Below are 14,726 nucleotides of genomic sequence, written 5' to 3' on the forward strand. Positions count from 1 at the left end.
CAGCGAGTTGATATCGGTCAACATGCAAACTTGCAACGCAGCGAGATACTGAATCGATGCGTTGCGGGCACTGCCGCTCCCGCCGCCCAACCGCACCACGGAGTGTCCTGCCTTTGCAAACCGCAATCGAATTCACCATCCGCACCGGTGTCCTGCTACTCCTCATCGCGCTCTGCCATGCCGCTGCGCAGCGATTTCGCCTCTCCGATTCGTTCGGTCTGACCAGCGCCGGCGTGCTGCTCGGCGCCGGCTACCTCGCCTTGCTCAACCTCGCGCCCGGCTTCACCGCTTCGAGCGTCGTACCCTTGCTCACGCCTTCGCTTCCGCCCGAGGCCTATCTCTGGATCTTCCTGCCGCCCATCCTCTTCGAAGCGGCGTTGCAGGTCGATACGCGCGGTCTTCTCGCCGATCTCGCGCCTATCCTGTTACTCGCGATCGGCGCGGTGGTGGCCGCGGCGGCAGGCGTCGGCCTCGCCACGTGGATCAGCAGCGGCGAGAGCCTGATCGTGTGCCTGCTGCTCGGCGCTATCGTCAGCACGACGGATCCTTCCACCGTGATCGCGCTCTTTCGCAACAGCGGCGCGCCCGAACGCCTGATCCGGCTGGTCGAGGGCGAAAGCCTGCTCAACGACGCCGCCGCCATCAGCATCTCCACGCTCCTCACCAGCGCGCTGGTGCTCACGCCGCCCGCCGCGCACACGCACAGCTACCCACTCGCCGCGTTCCTCGTATCGCTCGTCGGCGGCTGTGCGTTCGGGGCGCTCGCGGGAGCACTTTTCGTCGCGACGTCGAGCGCGCTGCGCAGCCTGCCTTTTTCCGAGTACGCGCTCTCGCTCGCGCTGCCCACGCTGCTCTATCCGGCCGCGGAACACGGGCTTCACGTGTCTGGTGTGGCCGCAGTGGTGTGCGCGGGTCTCGCGGCCAGCCAGCTCATGCGAACACGCCGGGCCGCCGCGAGCCAGGGGCTGTTTCGCCAGCTATGGGCGTACCAGGCTGGCATCGCCTCCGCCGCTGTCTTTCTGCTCGCGTCGGCGCGCGTGCCCGGTCTGGTGCACAAGCTGCATCTGCGCGACGCCCTCCCGCTCGGGCTCGCGCTGCTGGCCGCCACCCTGAGCCGCTTCGGCATCCTCACGATCTTCGTGCCGCTGCTGAGCCGCTTTGGCATCTGCAAGCCGCTGCCGCGCGCACATCAATGGCTGATCGCATGGGGCGGCGTGCGCGGGCCCGTCACGCTCACGCTCGCGATCTGCGTCGCGCGCAACGACGCGCTCTCGCCCGACACCCGCGCGTTCGCGGCCGCGATGGCCGCTGCCTTCGTGCTGCTGAATCTGCTCTGCAACGGCCTCACGTTAGGGCGTGTGGCGCGATGGCTCGGCATCGCGCCACACACTTCCGGCTAACGAGCGGCGTTTCGCCCCGATCGTGGACGCAGGCAGGCCAGGCTGCGGACGTTACTCGCCGCGCTCGCTACGCTCGGTGCGCCACAAATAGCCGATCGCGGCACGCGCGTCGAGCGGCGCTTTCGAGGATGCGGGCAGCGGCTTCGAGTATCGCGTCAACCGTGGCGGCGGAACGGCGCTGTACGGGCCGCTTGCGCGCGTCTAGCGGCGCGGGGCGTCTGGGTCATGGCGGGCAATGCGCAGCAGGCATCGAATGTGAGCAATGGCTCGTATTTTATCCGCCCCCGGCACGCCCGCCTGAAATCGCCTTGAAGTGTTGCATTGAAGCGGCGCGCGTAACGCAACGTGCAGTCCTTACATATCCACCCGTTGCGTTACGCCGGTCACACGCCGCTGACCTCCCCCCGTCTTTTGGCACGGAACCGAAACACCGCGCCTCAAATCTGCCGGCGCATTTCCGCCGCCGGCAGCTTCATCATCTGCCGATACTTCGTGACCGTGCGGCGCGCAACCTGCACGCCCTGCTTTTCGAGTTCCTGCGTGAGAATGACATCGGAAAGCGGGTCGCGCGGATCTTCGGCGTCGATCATTTCCTTGATGAGCGCGCGCACCGCAGCCGCCGAGCACGTGCCGCCCGTGCGCGTCTCCAGCTCGCGCGGGAAGAAGCGCTTGAACTCGAAGATGCCCCGCGGCGTGGCCATGTACTTGTTGCCCGTGGCGCGCGAGACGGTCGACTCGTGCAAGCCCAGTTCGTCGGCGACGTCGCGCAGCAGCATGGGCCGCAGGGCGATTTCGCCGTACTGGAAAAACGCCTTCTGACGCGCGACGATGCACTCGCCCACGCGCAGGATCGTCTCGCAGCGCTTGTGCGCGTTGCGGATCAGCCAGCGCGCTTCCTGCAGCTGTTGGGCGAGCGGCGAGCGGCTCGTCTGATCCGAGCGCGCGAACATCTCCGCATAGAGTTTATGAATGCGCGCCCGCGGCTCGATGGCCGGGTTCACGCTTACCACCCATTTGCCGCGCACCTGCCGCACGATCACGTCCGGAATGACATAGCCGCCGTCCGCACGCCCATAGTGGTTGCCCGGCTTCGGATCGAGGCGGCGCACGAGCGCACTCGCGGCCTGCAGCGAGGCGGCGTCGCAGCCGAGCTGGCGCTGCAGCTCCCCATGCTCGCGGCGCGCGAGGCGTTCGAGATGATGCGAGACGATCTGCATGGCCAGTTCGCGATGCGGGGTGTCGTCAGGCATCGCATTGAGCTGAAGCGCGAGGCATTCGGAGAGCGAACGCGCACCGATGCCAGGGCGATCGAGCGTTTGCACCACGCGCAGCGCCACACGCAGACGGTCCTCGTCGAGCGTGTCGCCCGCACCCTCTACGTCGGCGAGATCGGCGAGGTCCTGGCGCAGGTAGCCGTCGTCGTCGAGCGCCTCGATCACGATCTGCGTGGCGATCCGGTCAAGGTCGTCGAGCGGCGAGAGGCGCAGCGCGTCATGCAACTGCTCGCGCAGCGTGAGCGGCACGCGCACCCAGTCGGAGGCCTCGGAATCGCCGTCCTCGCCGCCGCGATAGCTCGATGTGCGCAACGCGCCAGGCGTTGGCATCTCGGCGGTGTAGCCCGAACCTTCGTCGCTATAGCTGGCCTCGGCGTACGAGGTCTCGGCGTAGGGGGACGTTTCCTGCTCCATGCCGGCATCGAGGCCAGACTCGCCGGCGCCTTCCGTCGCCATGGCGGGGGCTTCGGCCGCGGGTGCCGCCGCGGAGCCGATGCCCGCCGCGCCGTCGGCCGCTTCGGCGGCCTCGCCGGTCTCCGAGGCCGGCGCAACATATTCGAGGAACGGATTGGTGTCGAGCGCCTCGCGCAGCTCCTGCTGGAATTCGAGCGATGACAGTTGCAGCAGCCTCACCGCCTGCTGAAGACGCGGCGTGAGCGCCAGATGCTGGCGCGCGTGTAACGCGATGGAAGGCATGGCAATCCCGTTTTGTTGAATTGAGTGGTAGCCCCCTCATGCAACAGCCATGCCAGTTTTTACAACGTCCTGTTTTGAAACGGGATCGGCGCTTGCAACATAGGCTTTGCGAGTCTCTTTTCCGACCCCGCCGTGGAGATTTTTACAAAGGTGCGGAAAAATTGTTGCGCGGGCCGGTTGGGAAAACCGTGGCTGCGTGAAGCGGCCGCGATCCCGCATAGTGGGCGGTTACAGCCGCTTCCAGCAGGCTTTCAACGGCGCGCGGAAGCGAGCACGGACGCGGCGAGGCACGCACCTTGCGGAAGGAAGCGGCGACCACAACCAGAAAGGGAGTAGCCATGAAGCGCATCCTGATCCTCAAGACCGCGGCTGGTGCCGCCTGCATGACGTTCGCACTGATAGCCGGTGCGCAGACCACGACGAACAGTTCCGCGCCCGCGGGCAGTTCGGAATCCATGGGCCAGCACGTTGACGACGCAACCATCACGACCAAGGTCAAGGCCGAACTGCTCGGCGCGAAGAACGTGAAGTCCGAGCACATCCACGTGAAGACGCGCAATGGCGTGGTCTCGCTCACCGGCACCGTGCCGAGCGCCGCGGACCGCGACAACGCGAAGCAGGTCGTGGAAGGCGTTTCGGGCGTGAGCTCGGTGAAGAACCATCTGAAGGTCTCGGCGGCGAGCTGATCGATCCGCCGGGCCACCGGATCGAGCCAGTTTCGAGCCGGACTGCGCCGGCGGCTTCCACCGCCGGCGCTTCTCCTGCCAGCCTCATCCCTGCCTCATTCCTCCTCCTGCTGCGCCTGCCTGAGCTGGGCGCGCCGCTGCTCGCCCTGACGCGCGAGCATCCAGCCCGGATACTCCGCGGGCAACCCACTCGCCTCGCCCAGTACGCCTAGCTCTTCGATACTGAGCTTCACTTTCGTCGCCGCGATGTTGTCGTCGAGCTGGTCCACGCGTTTCGCGCCCATGATCACCGATGTCACCGCCTTCTGATGCAGCAGCCAGGCGAGCGCGATCTGCGCGACCGACACGCCTTTGGCCTGCGCGATCGGCCGCATCGCGTCCACGCAGTCCCATGCACGCTCGCGGTTCACGGGCGGAAAATCGAAGGTCGTGCGGCGGCTGCCCGCCTCGCCTTGCTGGTCGCGCCCGTACTTGCCGCTCAAGAGCCCGCCCGCGAGCGGACTCCAGACCATCAGTCCGAGCCCTTCGCTTTCCAGCATCGGCACGAGTTCGCGTTCGAGATCGCGCCCCGCGATCGTGTAGTAGGCCTGCAGCGACTCGAAGCGCGCGAGCCCTTCGCGCTGCGCAATGCCGAGCGCCTTCACGATCTGCCAGGCCGCCCAGTTCGAAACGCCGGCGTAGCGCACGTGCCCTTGCTGCACGAGCGTATCGAGCGCGCGCACCGTTTCCTCGATCGGGGTGACGGGGTCGAAGCCGTGAATCTGATAGAGGTCGATGTGGTCGAGCTGCAGGCGCTTCAAGCTCGCCTTCACGCCGTCCATGATGTGATAGCGCGTGGCGCCGCGCTCGTTCGGCGACGAGCCCATTTCACCGAACACCTTGGTCGCGATCACCACCTGCTCGCGCGGGATCTTGAGGTTCTTGAGCGCCTGGCCGGTGATCTGCTCGGAAACGCCTTGCGAGTAGACGTCGGCGGTGTCGATGAAATTGACGCCTGCGTCCAGCGCGCGGCCAACGAGCCGTTCGGCGTCGGACTGCTGGAGATCGCCGATCTGGTTCCAGATGCCAGCGCCGCCGCCGAAGGTCATCGTGCCGAGGCAGAGTTCCGAAACGAACAGGCCGGTGCGGCCCAGAGGGTTGTAACGCATGGTGTGACTCCGTCGTGGTTCGAGGGAAAGTCCAACGCGGCGAGGATACTGCGATCACGTCGGGCCTGCCGAACGGCCGCCACGGCTTGAAACGCCGCAAGGCGGCCGTACATTCCTGCTTACGCCCTGCAACGCCCGCACCTGGCCCGCCCCGCGCCAGGCAGGCGCGCACGAAAGCTGCGAGACTGGCAGACGTGCAATGCCGCCTTCTCCGCCGCTTTTTCTGCCGCACACCGCCCGCATGACCACACCTTCGCCCGTATCCGATCCGCACGCCCCTCAAGCCGCCAATCAGGACGGCGAGCAGAGCGACGTGCTCGCGCGCTTCCATCCGGCCGTGGCCGGCTGGTTCCGGCGCAGCTTCGACGCGCCCACTGCCGCGCAACGCGCCGCATGGCCGCTCATCGCGAACCGGCGCGCGACGCTGGTGGCCGCCCCGACCGGCTCGGGCAAGACGCTCACCGCCTTTCTCGCCGCGCTCGACGAACTGGTGCGCGAAGGCCTCGCGAATGGCGGCGCGCTACCCGACACGACGCTCGTCGTCTACGTGTCGCCGCTCAAGGCGCTCTCCAACGACATCCGGCTCAATCTCGAACGGCCGCTCGAAGGCATCGGCGAGGAACTCGCGCGGCTTGGCTTGCCGCCGGTCGAAATCCGTACCGCGGTGCGCACCGGCGACACGCCGCAGCCCGAGCGCGCCGCGCTGCGAAAACGCGCACCGCACATTCTCGTCACGACGCCCGAATCGCTCTACGTGCTGCTCGGCTCCGAATCGGGCCGCCGCATGCTGGCGAGCGCACGCAGCGTGATCGTCGACGAGATTCACGCGCTCGCGGGCAACAAGCGCGGCGGCCATCTCGCGCTGAGCCTCGAACGGCTCGACGCATTGTGCGGCTCGCGCCTGCTGCGCATCGGGCAGTCGGCCACGCAAAAACCGATCGAAAGCGTCGCGCGCTTTCTGGTGGGCATGGGCGACGCCGCGCAGGATCCGAACGCCAGGCCGCCCGCGTGCGAGATCGTCGACGTAGGCCATGCGCGCACGCGCGACCTTGCGATAGAAATGCCGCCCGTGCCGCTCGAAGCCGTGATGGCGAACGACGTGTGGGAGCGCGTGTACGACCGCATGGCCGAACTCGTCGCCATGCACCGCACGACGCTCGTGTTCGTCAACACGCGCCGCATGGCCGAGCGCGTGGCGCGCCACCTCACCGACCGTCTGGGCACCGAAGCCGTGGCCGCGCACCACGGCAGCCTCGCGCGCGAGCATCGTTTTCTCGCCGAGCAGCGGCTCAAGAGCGGCGATCTGCGCGTGCTCGTGGCGACGGCGTCGCTCGAACTGGGCATCGATATCGGCGACGTCGATCTCGTGTGCCAGATCGGCTCGCCGCGCTCGATTGCGGCCTTCCTGCAGCGCGTCGGGCGCTCGGGCCACCAGGTCGGCGGCGTGCCGAAGGGACGGCTCTTCCCCACGTCGCGCGACGACCTGATCGAATGTGCGGCGCTGCTCGATAGCGTGCGGCGCGGTGAACTCGATCGCCTCGCGCTGCCGCAAGCGCCGCTCGATGTGCTCGCACAGCAGATCGTTGCGGAAGTGGCCTGCGAGGCCTGGGAAGAAGACGCGCTCTACGCGCTCGTGCGGCGCGCCACGCCATGGGCGGCGCTCGAGCGCGCGCAGTTCGATGCCGTGCTGCGCATGCTCGCCGAGGGCTACACGAGCCGCCACGGGCCGCGCGCCGCCTACCTGCATCGCGACGTGGTGAGCCACACGCTGCGCGCGCGGCGCGGCGCGCGGCTCGTCGCGCTCACGTCGGGCGGCACGATTCCCGACAACGCCGACTACTCGGTGCTGCTCGAACCGCAGGGCGTGCAGATCGGCACCGTCAACGAGGACTTCGCCGTCGAAAGCCTCGCGGGCGACGTGTTCCAGCTCGGCAACGCCTCGTACCGGATCCTGCGCATAGAAGCGGGTCGCGTGCGCGTGGAAGACGCCCAGGGACAGCCGCCCAACATTCCGTTCTGGCTGGGCGAGGCGCCGGGCCGCAGCGACGAGCTTTCGTTCGCGATTTCGCGGCTGCGCACGCAGGTGGAAGCCGCGCTGATCGACGCGAGCGCGAATGCTGGCGCGACGGATGACGCTGCGTCGCCCGCCGTGGTCGATCGGGCCACGGTGGCGCTCGCCGCTTCGCTCGAGATCGATGATGCCGCCGCACGCCAGATCGTCGAATATCTCGCGCGCGCCCGCGCCGCGCTCACGGTGCTGCCCACCCAGGACACGCTCGTCATGGAGCGTTTTTTTGACGAGGCCGGCGGCACGCAGCTCGTGATCCACACGCCGTTCGGCAGCCGCCTGAACCGTGCGTGGGGTCTCGCGCTGCGCAAGCGTTTTTGCCGCCAGTTCAACTTCGAGCTACAGGCCGCCGCGACCGAGGACGCCATCATCCTCTCGCTCACCGGTGCGCACAGCTTCGCGCTGGACGAGGTGTGGCGCTATCTCCATTCGAATTCCGCAGAGCATCTGCTCGTGCAGGCGCTGCTCGACGCACCACTGTTCGGCGTGCGCTGGCGCTGGAATGCGACCACGTCGCTCGCGCTGCCGCGTCAGACCAGCGGACGCAAAACGCCGCCGCAGATCCAGCGCATGCGCAGCGAAGACCTGCTCGCAGCCGTGTTTCCCGACCAGGTGGCGTGCGTCGAAAACATCGCGGGCGAGCGCGAAGTGCCGCGCCATCCGCTCGTCGATCAGACGCTCGACGACTGCCTGCACGATGCTATGGATACCGAAGCATGGATTGCGCTGCTGCGGCGCATCGAGGCGGGCGACCTGAAGCTCGTGGTGCGCGAACTGCCCGCGCCCTCGCCGCTCGCGGCCGAAATCCTCACCGCGCGCCCATATGCGTTCCTCGACGATGCCCCGATCGAAGAACGCCGCACCCAGGCCGTGCTGTCGCGCCGCTGGAGCGACCCCGAATCCACCGACGATCTCGGCGCGCTGGACCCCGAAGCGATTGCGAGCGTGCGCGAAGAAGCCTGGCCGCAAGTGCGCGACGCCGACGAAATGCACGACGCGCTCACGAGCCTCGGCGCACTGGCCGAAAGCGAGGCGCAGCAGGCGCCGCAGTGGCTCGCATGGCTCGCCGGTCTGGCGGCGGCGGGCCGCGCAACGCGGCTGCCGGTCGCCGACCACGACGCGCTGTGGGTGGGCATCGAGCGGCTTGCGTGCGTCCAGGCCATCTACCCGCAGGCGCGATGCGAGCCGCCGCTCACGCCGCCGCCTGAATACGCGGAGACGTGGACCGAGGACGCGGCGCTCGTCGAGATCGTGCGTGCGCGCCTGTCGGGCTTCGGACCGCTCACGGTCGCGCAGGTGGCGCGGCCGCTCGCGCTGGAGGCGAGCGTGGCGGCGCTCGCGCTCACGCGCCTCGAAACCGAAGGCGCCGTGATGCGCGGACGCTTTACGCCGCAAGCGATGAACGGCGGCCAGGAGGAATGGTGCGAACGCCATCTGCTCGCGCGCATCCACCGCTACACGGTGCGCAAGCTGCGGCGCGAAATCGAGCCGGTCGAGCGTCACGACTTCATGCGCTTCCTGTTCGAATGGCAACGCGTGGCTCCCGGCACGCGCGGCTCGGGCCGCGACGCGCTGGCCGCCGTGCTCGACCAGCTCGAAGGCTGGGAAGCCTCGGCGCTCGCGTGGGAGGACGACATCCTGCCGGCGCGCATCGACGATTACACGCCCATGCTGCTCGACGAGCTGTGCCGCTCGGGGCGCCTCGCCTGGGCACGGCTGCCCGCGCGCGCGGCGGCCGCTTCGACGGTACGCAGCACGCCGGTCGTGTTGCTCGCGCGCCGCGAGCTGGCGCGCTGGATGGCGCTCGTCGAAACGACCGACACGGCCGGCCTTTCAGCGCGCGCGCAGCGTGTCTACGAGGCGCTGCTGCGGCACGGCGCGATGTTCTTCGACGAACTCGCCGCCGACGCGCACTTGCTCGGCGTCGAGCTGGAAAATGCGCTTGGCGAACTGGTGGCGGCGGGCCTCGTCAACGCAGATAGCTTTGCCGGGCTGCGTGCGCTCGTGAAGCCGGCCGCGCAGCATAGCGCGCATCACGGCAGACGCCGGCCGCGCGGCTTCGGGCCGCTCGCGGGCGGCATGGCCGACGCGGGACGCTGGGCGACGCTGCGGCGCGTTGAGCTGGCCAAGGCGTTGGCCGATGCGTCGATCACTCCGCTTGCGGATCTGGACTCTGAAGCGGCGCTCGTCGCGACGGAGTCGGCTGTATCGAATTCGGGCGTAGCAGCAGCCTCGCGCTCGCAGGCGCTTGCGCGTGCCAGGCAAACGACCGCCAGCGCCGCGCGCCGGCCGCCCGCCGACCCGGATCTGCTGGAGCACGTCGCCAATGTGCTGCTGCGCCGTTACGGCGTGGTCAGTTGGCATCTGCTCGGACGCGAGGCCGCGTGGCTGCCGCCGTGGCGCGATCTGCTGCGCGTGCTGCATCGCATGGAGGCGCGCGGCGAGGTGCGCGGCGGCCGCTTCGTCACCGGGATTTCGGGCGAACAGTTCGCGCTGCCCGAAGCCGTGGCGCTGCTGCGCGACGTGCGGCGGCGCGCTGCGGCACAAGGCGAAGGCGGCGCGCTCGTTTGCGTGAGCGCCGCCGATCCGCTCAATCTCGTCGGCACGCTGCTGCCCGGCGAGAAAGTGCCCGCGCTCGCCGGCAACCGCATCGTGTTCCGTGACGGCGTGCCGGCCGCCACCCTGATTGCCGGCCGCTTCGGGTTTCTCGGCGAGTTCGACGAGAGCACGCGCGCCGAACTCCGCGCGCGGCTCGCCAAACCCTGGTGAGGCGCGCTGGGCGCCCGCGGGCGGGATTGGCTGTTAGTTGCGTTGTGCTGCGTGCGCGGAAGGCTTCGTCACGCTGCGCGTGCCGTCGAAATGCCGGCGCACGCGCAGACCGTTCGCCACGACGAGCAGGCTCGCACCCACGTCGGCGAACACGGCCATCCAGAGCGTGGCCGCGCCCGCCATCGCGAGCACGAGAAACACGGCCTTGATGCCGAGCGCAAGCGCGATGTTCTGCTTGAGCACACCCGCGGTCTTGCGCGAGAGGCCAATGAACGCGGCGATCTTGCGAGGATCGTCGTCCATGATCGCAACGTCGGCGGTTTCGAGCGCGGTCGCGGTGCCCGCCGCGCCCATCGCGAAGCCGATGTCGGCGCGCGCGAGCGCGGGCGCGTCGTTCACGCCGTCGCCGACCATTGCAGCCATGCCGTACTGCTTCGAGAGTGAGGCGATCGCGTCCTGCTTGTCCTGCGGCAGCAGATTGCCGCGCGCGTCGTCGATGCCGAGTTGATCGGCGATCGCACGCCCGGTCGACGCGTTGTCGCCGGTCAGCATGACGGGCGTCACGCCGAGCGCGCGCAAGGCCCGCACGGCCGGTGCGCTTTCCGTACGCAGCGCGTCGGCCACGGCGAACACGGCGACGGCCTCCTGCGGCGCGCACAGCACGATCGCGGTCTTGCCGGCCCGTTCCAGCGCTGCCAGTTGCGCTTCGAGTTCGGACGAGCACAAACCGAGCTCCTCCACGAGACGATGATTGCCGAGGCTCCAGAGCGTGCCGTCGATACGGCCTTGCACGCCGCGACCGTTCAGCACCGCGAACTGATCGACCGCGAGCAGGCGCGCTTCCGGCTGACGCGCCCGCCAGCCTTCAACCACCGCACGGGCGACGGGGTGCGTGCTTGCATCGTCCAGGCTCGCGGCGATGCGTAGTGCTTCTTGCGTCGAAAGCGGCGCTTCGCTGGACTCCCCTACGGTGGCGAGCGCCCGAACCGGCGCCGCGAGCGCATCGGTCAGGACAGGCTCGCCGCGCGTGAGCGTGCCGGTCTTGTCGAGCGCGACGGCCTTGAGCAGCCGGCCGCGTTCGAGCCACACGCCGCCCTTCACGAGCATGCCGTGGCGCGCGGCGGCGGCGAGGCCGCTCACGACCGTCACCGGCGTCGAGACGACGAGTGCGCACGGGCAGGCGATCACGAGCAGCACGAGCGCCTTGTAGAGCCACGCACTCCACGCGCCACCGAACACGAGCGGCCCGGCAAGCGCCAACACCACGGCCAGCACGACCACGGCCGGCGTGTAGTAGCGCGCGAACTGGTCGACGAAGCGCTGCGTGGGCGCGCGTTGCGCCTGCGCCTCCTGCACCGCCGCGGCGATGCGCGCGAGTGTGCTGTCCTTCGCGGCCGCGGTGACGAGCGCCTCGACCACGCCATCGACTACGATGCTACCCGCGTAAAGCGCCGCGCCGGTCTCCTTGTCGACAGGCAGGCTTTCGCCCGTGATCGGCGCCTGATCGAGCGCGGCCCGGCCGGCGATCACGCGCGCGTCGAGCGGCACGCGCTGGCCGGTACGCACGCGAATCCGGCTGCCGACGGCCACGTCGCCCACCGCGCACTCGCGCCATTCGCGTTGCCCGGGTGCGCCGTCGCCGGCTTGCCAGACTTCGGCGGTTTCAGGCGCGAGCGCGGTAAGCGCGCGGATCGCCTGACGGGCGCGTTCGAGCGAAAGCACCTCGATTTCCTCTGCGAGCGCGAACAGGAAGACCACCATTGCCGCTTCGGGCCACTTGCCGATCGCAACGGCGCCGATCAACGCAAGCGACATCAGGAAATAGATGTTGATCGTGAAGTTGCGCAGCGCGATCCAGCCCTTGCGCAGCGTGGGCAAACCCGCGCACGCAATCGAGATGATTGCGCAGGCGAGTACAGGCAGGCTGGTTTCCCGGCCGGTGCTCCAGGCGAGCACCTCGGCGCCCGCGGCTGCCACGCCGCTCACCGCCAGCAGCAGCTTCTGGCCCAGCGCGAGACCGACAGACGCAGGCGGGGCGGCTTGCGCGCACGCGCTGTCGTCTAGCGCACGCGGCGCCATGTCGAGCGCGCGCAGCGCGGCGACGACAGGCTGCGTATCGTCGAGCCGATGATGCACGGTCAACTCGCGCGCGAGCAGGTCGAAGTCGAGGCGCACGACGCCCGGCATGGGCTCGAGCCGGTTGCGGATCAGGCGCTCCTCAGTCGGGCAATCCATGTTTTCGATGCGCCAGCGCGCGCGGCGCGTGCCTTCGGGCGCCGGGACCGTGTTGCGCTGACTTTGCGGCGGCGTGCTGTGCGCCGCGCCGCCGTGACAGCAGCTGTGAGCGTGCTCGTGGCTTTTCGACCGGGCTTGTCCACGATCGTGATCGTGGTCATGGTCATGGGCGTGATCATCGGCGTGTCCTTGTTCCAGGCCGTGATCGTGCTCATGCTCGTGACCGCCGCACGCGCCACCCACGCCGCCAGACCCGTGAGCGCCGCCCATCTTCCGTTCCTCATCGCGCGCGCACAGGCGCTGCGCAATGCCGAGCCGCGACACGTAGCTCTGGTTCATAGCCGGTTTCTCCCAAAAGTGACACAATCATTGAACAGCCTGTAGCCACTACAGGGTCAAGTCATTTGGGAGAGCCGCGACTATGCGAATCGGTGAACTGGCGCGCTGCGCGCACTGCGATGTCGAAACGGTGCGCTTTTACGAGCGCGAAGGCCTGCTGGACGAGCCCGCGCGCGAAACCAACGGTTACCGCAGCTACACGGCCGTGCACGCCGCGCAGCTCAACTTTATCCGCCATTGCCGGTCGCTGGGCATCGGGCTCACCGACATCCGCATGCTGCGCCGCTTCCAGGCCGACCCGAGCCAGCCCTGCGACGAAGTCAACGATCTGATCGACAGCCAGATCGAGCGCATTCATCAGCAGATCGAAGCGATGCGCGTACTCGAGCAGCAATTACGCACGCTGCGCGAGAGCTGCCATGCCCATCAGAGCAGCAGCGCGGAGTGCGGGATCATGAAGAGCCTCGAACAGCCCATCGACGACGAAAGCTGCTCATGCCATGGCGACGGGCACGCCGCACAGGACGCGCCGCCTGCAGACGGCGCGCCCGCCCCTCACCGCCACTAGTCACTCAAAGGCAACTCAAGGCGCGGCGGCGATCACTTCGGCCACCGTGGCCGTGAGCCTCTTCGCGTAGGGAACATGCAGGAACTCGTTCGGGCCGTGCGCGTTGGACTTCGGACCGAGCACGCCGCACACCATGAATTGCGACTTGGGAAACCCTGCCTGCAGCACGTTCATCAGCGGGATCGTGCCGCCCTGGCCGAGATAAGCGCAGTCCGCGCCGAAATGCGTGCGCGAGGCGGCGTTGAGCGCTTCGGTGAGCCACGGCGCGAGTTCCGGCGCGCTCCACCCGTTGGCCGCGCCGGCGTCCGGCTTGAAGGTGACCTTCGCGTTATACGGCGGATCGAGTTCGAGCAGCGCCTTCAGTTCGGCTACGGCCTTCGAAGCCTCGACTAGCGGCGGCAAGCGCAGCGAGAGCTTGAACGCCGTGCGCGGCCGCAGCACGTTGCCGGCGTCGGCGAGTGCGGGCAGGCCCGCCGCGCCCGTGACCGAAAGCGAGGGCCGCCACGTGGAATCGAGCAGCGCCTGCTGCGGATCCGTGGTGGTGGGCAGCACGCGCCGGCCGTCCTGGCCACATGCCCAAGGCAGGCTCTTCCAGACGTTTTCGCCAAGGATCTTCGCCGTGGCCTCGGCTTCGCTCAGGCGCTGCGAGGGAATCGCGCAATGGAAACCCTTGGGCAGCAGCGTGCCGCTCGCGGCGTCTTCGAGACGCTCGAAGAGCTGCCGCATCACGCGGAAGCTGGACGGCGCAATGCCTCCGTAAGAGCCCGAGTGAATGCCCTCCTCGAGCACTTCGACTTCGAGGTCGCCCGCCACGAGCCCGCGCAGCGACGTGGTCAGCCACAGCTGGTCGTAATTGCCCGCACCCGAGTCGAGGCAAACGACGAGACCGACGTCGCCGAGCCGCTCGCGCAGCGCATCGACATAGGGCAGCAGGTCATAGCTGCCCGACTCCTCGCAGGTTTCGATGAGACCCACGCAGCGCGGACGTTCAATGCCTTGCGCGTCGAGCGCGGCGAGCGCCGTGACGCTCGCGTAGATCGCGTAGCCGTCGTCAGCGCCGCCGCGACCGTAAAGGCGGCCGTCTTCGAGCTTCGGAGTCCAGGGGCCGAGGTCGTTGCGCCAGCCAGCGAATTCAGGCTGCTTGTCGAGGTGGCCGTAGAGCACGACCGTCTCGCTGCTACCCGAGCGCGTGGCGGGCGCCTCGAAGAAAATCACCGGCGTGCGATTGGGCAGGCGCACGATCTCCAGCTTCAGGCCGCGCACCGGCTGCTGCTCTGCCCACTTCGCGGCGTCCTGCACGACGCGCTCGAGATAGCCGTGCTGCGCCCACTGCGGGTCGAATGCCGGACTCTTGGCGGGCACCGCGATGTAGTCGGTCAACGCAGGCACGATCTCGTCATGCCATTTACGTTCGACGAAGGCGCGCAATTCGTCATGGTCGAGTTGGCGGGTGGCCTCGGACGGGTCGGAGATCATGGTGTGGGTTCCCAGCGATGAAAAACCCGATGATAGACCCGAACCCCCGCCCGCCGACACCCCTCAC

The 14,726-nt window shown here is 68.5% G+C and carries 8 protein-coding genes and 1 pseudogene; 4 read left to right on the top strand and 5 right to left on the bottom strand.

Going from position 1 to position 14,726, the window contains the following annotated elements; all coding sequences use genetic code 11:
• The first annotated feature begins 113 nt into the window (after positions 1 to 113).
• Positions 114 to 1,400: a cation:proton antiporter gene (locus M3A49_RS00070; RefSeq protein ID WP_266227000.1), complete on the top strand. Its 1,287-nt coding sequence runs from the start codon at positions 114 to 116 to the stop codon at positions 1,398 to 1,400.
• A gap of 121 nt (positions 1,401 to 1,521) precedes the next feature.
• On the opposite strand, the pseudogene M3A49_RS00075 reads toward M3A49_RS00070, so the two are convergent.
• Together M3A49_RS00075 and M3A49_RS00080 are read right to left on the bottom strand one after the other, a co-directional pair.
• A pseudogene (locus tag M3A49_RS00075) lies at positions 1,522 to 1,608 on the bottom strand (TetR/AcrR family transcriptional regulator); the annotation flags it as partial.
• A 229-nt stretch (positions 1,609 to 1,837) separates the two neighbouring features.
• On the bottom strand, positions 1,838 to 3,370 hold the full coding sequence (locus tag M3A49_RS00080) for an RNA polymerase factor sigma-54 (protein ID WP_254357930.1): 1,533 nt from the start codon (positions 3,368 to 3,370) through the stop codon (positions 1,838 to 1,840).
• Positions 3,371 to 3,708: 338 nt separating this feature from the next.
• Between M3A49_RS00080 and M3A49_RS00085 the strand changes: the two genes are divergently transcribed.
• Positions 3,709 to 4,056 carry a BON domain-containing protein gene (locus tag M3A49_RS00085; RefSeq protein WP_254357929.1) on the top strand — a complete coding sequence of 116 codons (348 nt, stop codon included), beginning with the start codon at positions 3,709 to 3,711 and terminating at the stop codon, positions 4,054 to 4,056.
• Between the two features lie 95 nt (positions 4,057 to 4,151).
• On the opposite strand, the gene M3A49_RS00090 is transcribed toward M3A49_RS00085, so the two are convergent.
• A complete protein-coding gene (locus M3A49_RS00090; protein WP_266227001.1) occupies positions 4,152 to 5,204 on the bottom strand; it encodes an aldo/keto reductase in 1,053 nt (350 codons plus the stop codon).
• A gap of 241 nt (positions 5,205 to 5,445) precedes the next feature.
• Here M3A49_RS00090 and M3A49_RS00095 point away from each other — a divergent pair, with 241 nt between their 5' ends.
• The gene (locus M3A49_RS00095; RefSeq protein ID WP_266227002.1) at positions 5,446 to 10,041 is read left to right on the top strand and encodes a DEAD/DEAH box helicase; all 4,596 of its coding nucleotides are present in this window, start codon (positions 5,446 to 5,448) and stop codon (positions 10,039 to 10,041) included.
• A gap of 33 nt (positions 10,042 to 10,074) precedes the next feature.
• Here M3A49_RS00095 and M3A49_RS00100 read toward each other — a convergent pair whose 3' ends face one another.
• The gene (locus tag M3A49_RS00100; RefSeq protein ID WP_416338902.1) at positions 10,075 to 12,546 is read right to left on the bottom strand and encodes a heavy metal translocating P-type ATPase; all 2,472 of its coding nucleotides are present in this window, start codon (positions 12,544 to 12,546) and stop codon (positions 10,075 to 10,077) included.
• Positions 12,547 to 12,697: 151 nt separating this feature from the next.
• Here M3A49_RS00100 and M3A49_RS00105 point away from each other — a divergent pair, with 151 nt between their 5' ends.
• The gene (locus M3A49_RS00105) at positions 12,698 to 13,183 is read left to right on the top strand and encodes a Cd(II)/Pb(II)-responsive transcriptional regulator (RefSeq protein WP_254357925.1); all 486 of its coding nucleotides are present in this window, start codon (positions 12,698 to 12,700) and stop codon (positions 13,181 to 13,183) included.
• A gap of 15 nt (positions 13,184 to 13,198) precedes the next feature.
• Here M3A49_RS00105 and M3A49_RS00110 read toward each other — a convergent pair whose 3' ends face one another.
• Positions 13,199 to 14,659: a M20 family metallopeptidase gene (locus tag M3A49_RS00110; protein ID WP_266227003.1), complete on the bottom strand. Its 1,461-nt coding sequence runs from the start codon at positions 14,657 to 14,659 to the stop codon at positions 13,199 to 13,201.
• Positions 14,660 to 14,726 lie beyond the last annotated feature (67 nt).

Origin of the sequence: Paraburkholderia sp. CNPSo 3076 (genome assembly GCF_026343935.1) — a bacterium.
GTDB classification, from domain to species: Bacteria; Pseudomonadota; Gammaproteobacteria; order Burkholderiales; family Burkholderiaceae; genus Paraburkholderia; species Paraburkholderia nodosa.

What these genes read in the sequence shown, in the direction of transcription:
- M3A49_RS00090 (WP_266227001.1), bottom strand. Translation starts at nt 5,204, where the DNA reads ATGCGTTACAACCCTCTGGGCCGCACCGGCCTGTTCGTTTCGGAACTC.
- M3A49_RS00080 (WP_254357930.1), bottom strand. Translation starts at nt 3,370, where the DNA reads ATGCCTTCCATCGCGTTACACGCGCGCCAGCATCTGGCGCTCACGCCG.
- M3A49_RS00095 (WP_266227002.1), top strand. Translation starts at nt 5,446, where the DNA reads ATGACCACACCTTCGCCCGTATCCGATCCGCACGCCCCTCAAGCCGCC.
- M3A49_RS00105 (WP_254357925.1), top strand. Translation starts at nt 12,698, where the DNA reads ATGCGAATCGGTGAACTGGCGCGCTGCGCGCACTGCGATGTCGAAACG.
- M3A49_RS00110 (WP_266227003.1), bottom strand. Translation starts at nt 14,659, where the DNA reads ATGATCTCCGACCCGTCCGAGGCCACCCGCCAACTCGACCATGACGAA.
- M3A49_RS00100 (WP_416338902.1), bottom strand. Translation starts at nt 12,546, where the DNA reads ATGGGCGGCGCTCACGGGTCTGGCGGCGTGGGTGGCGCGTGCGGCGGT.
- M3A49_RS00085 (WP_254357929.1), top strand. Translation starts at nt 3,709, where the DNA reads ATGAAGCGCATCCTGATCCTCAAGACCGCGGCTGGTGCCGCCTGCATG.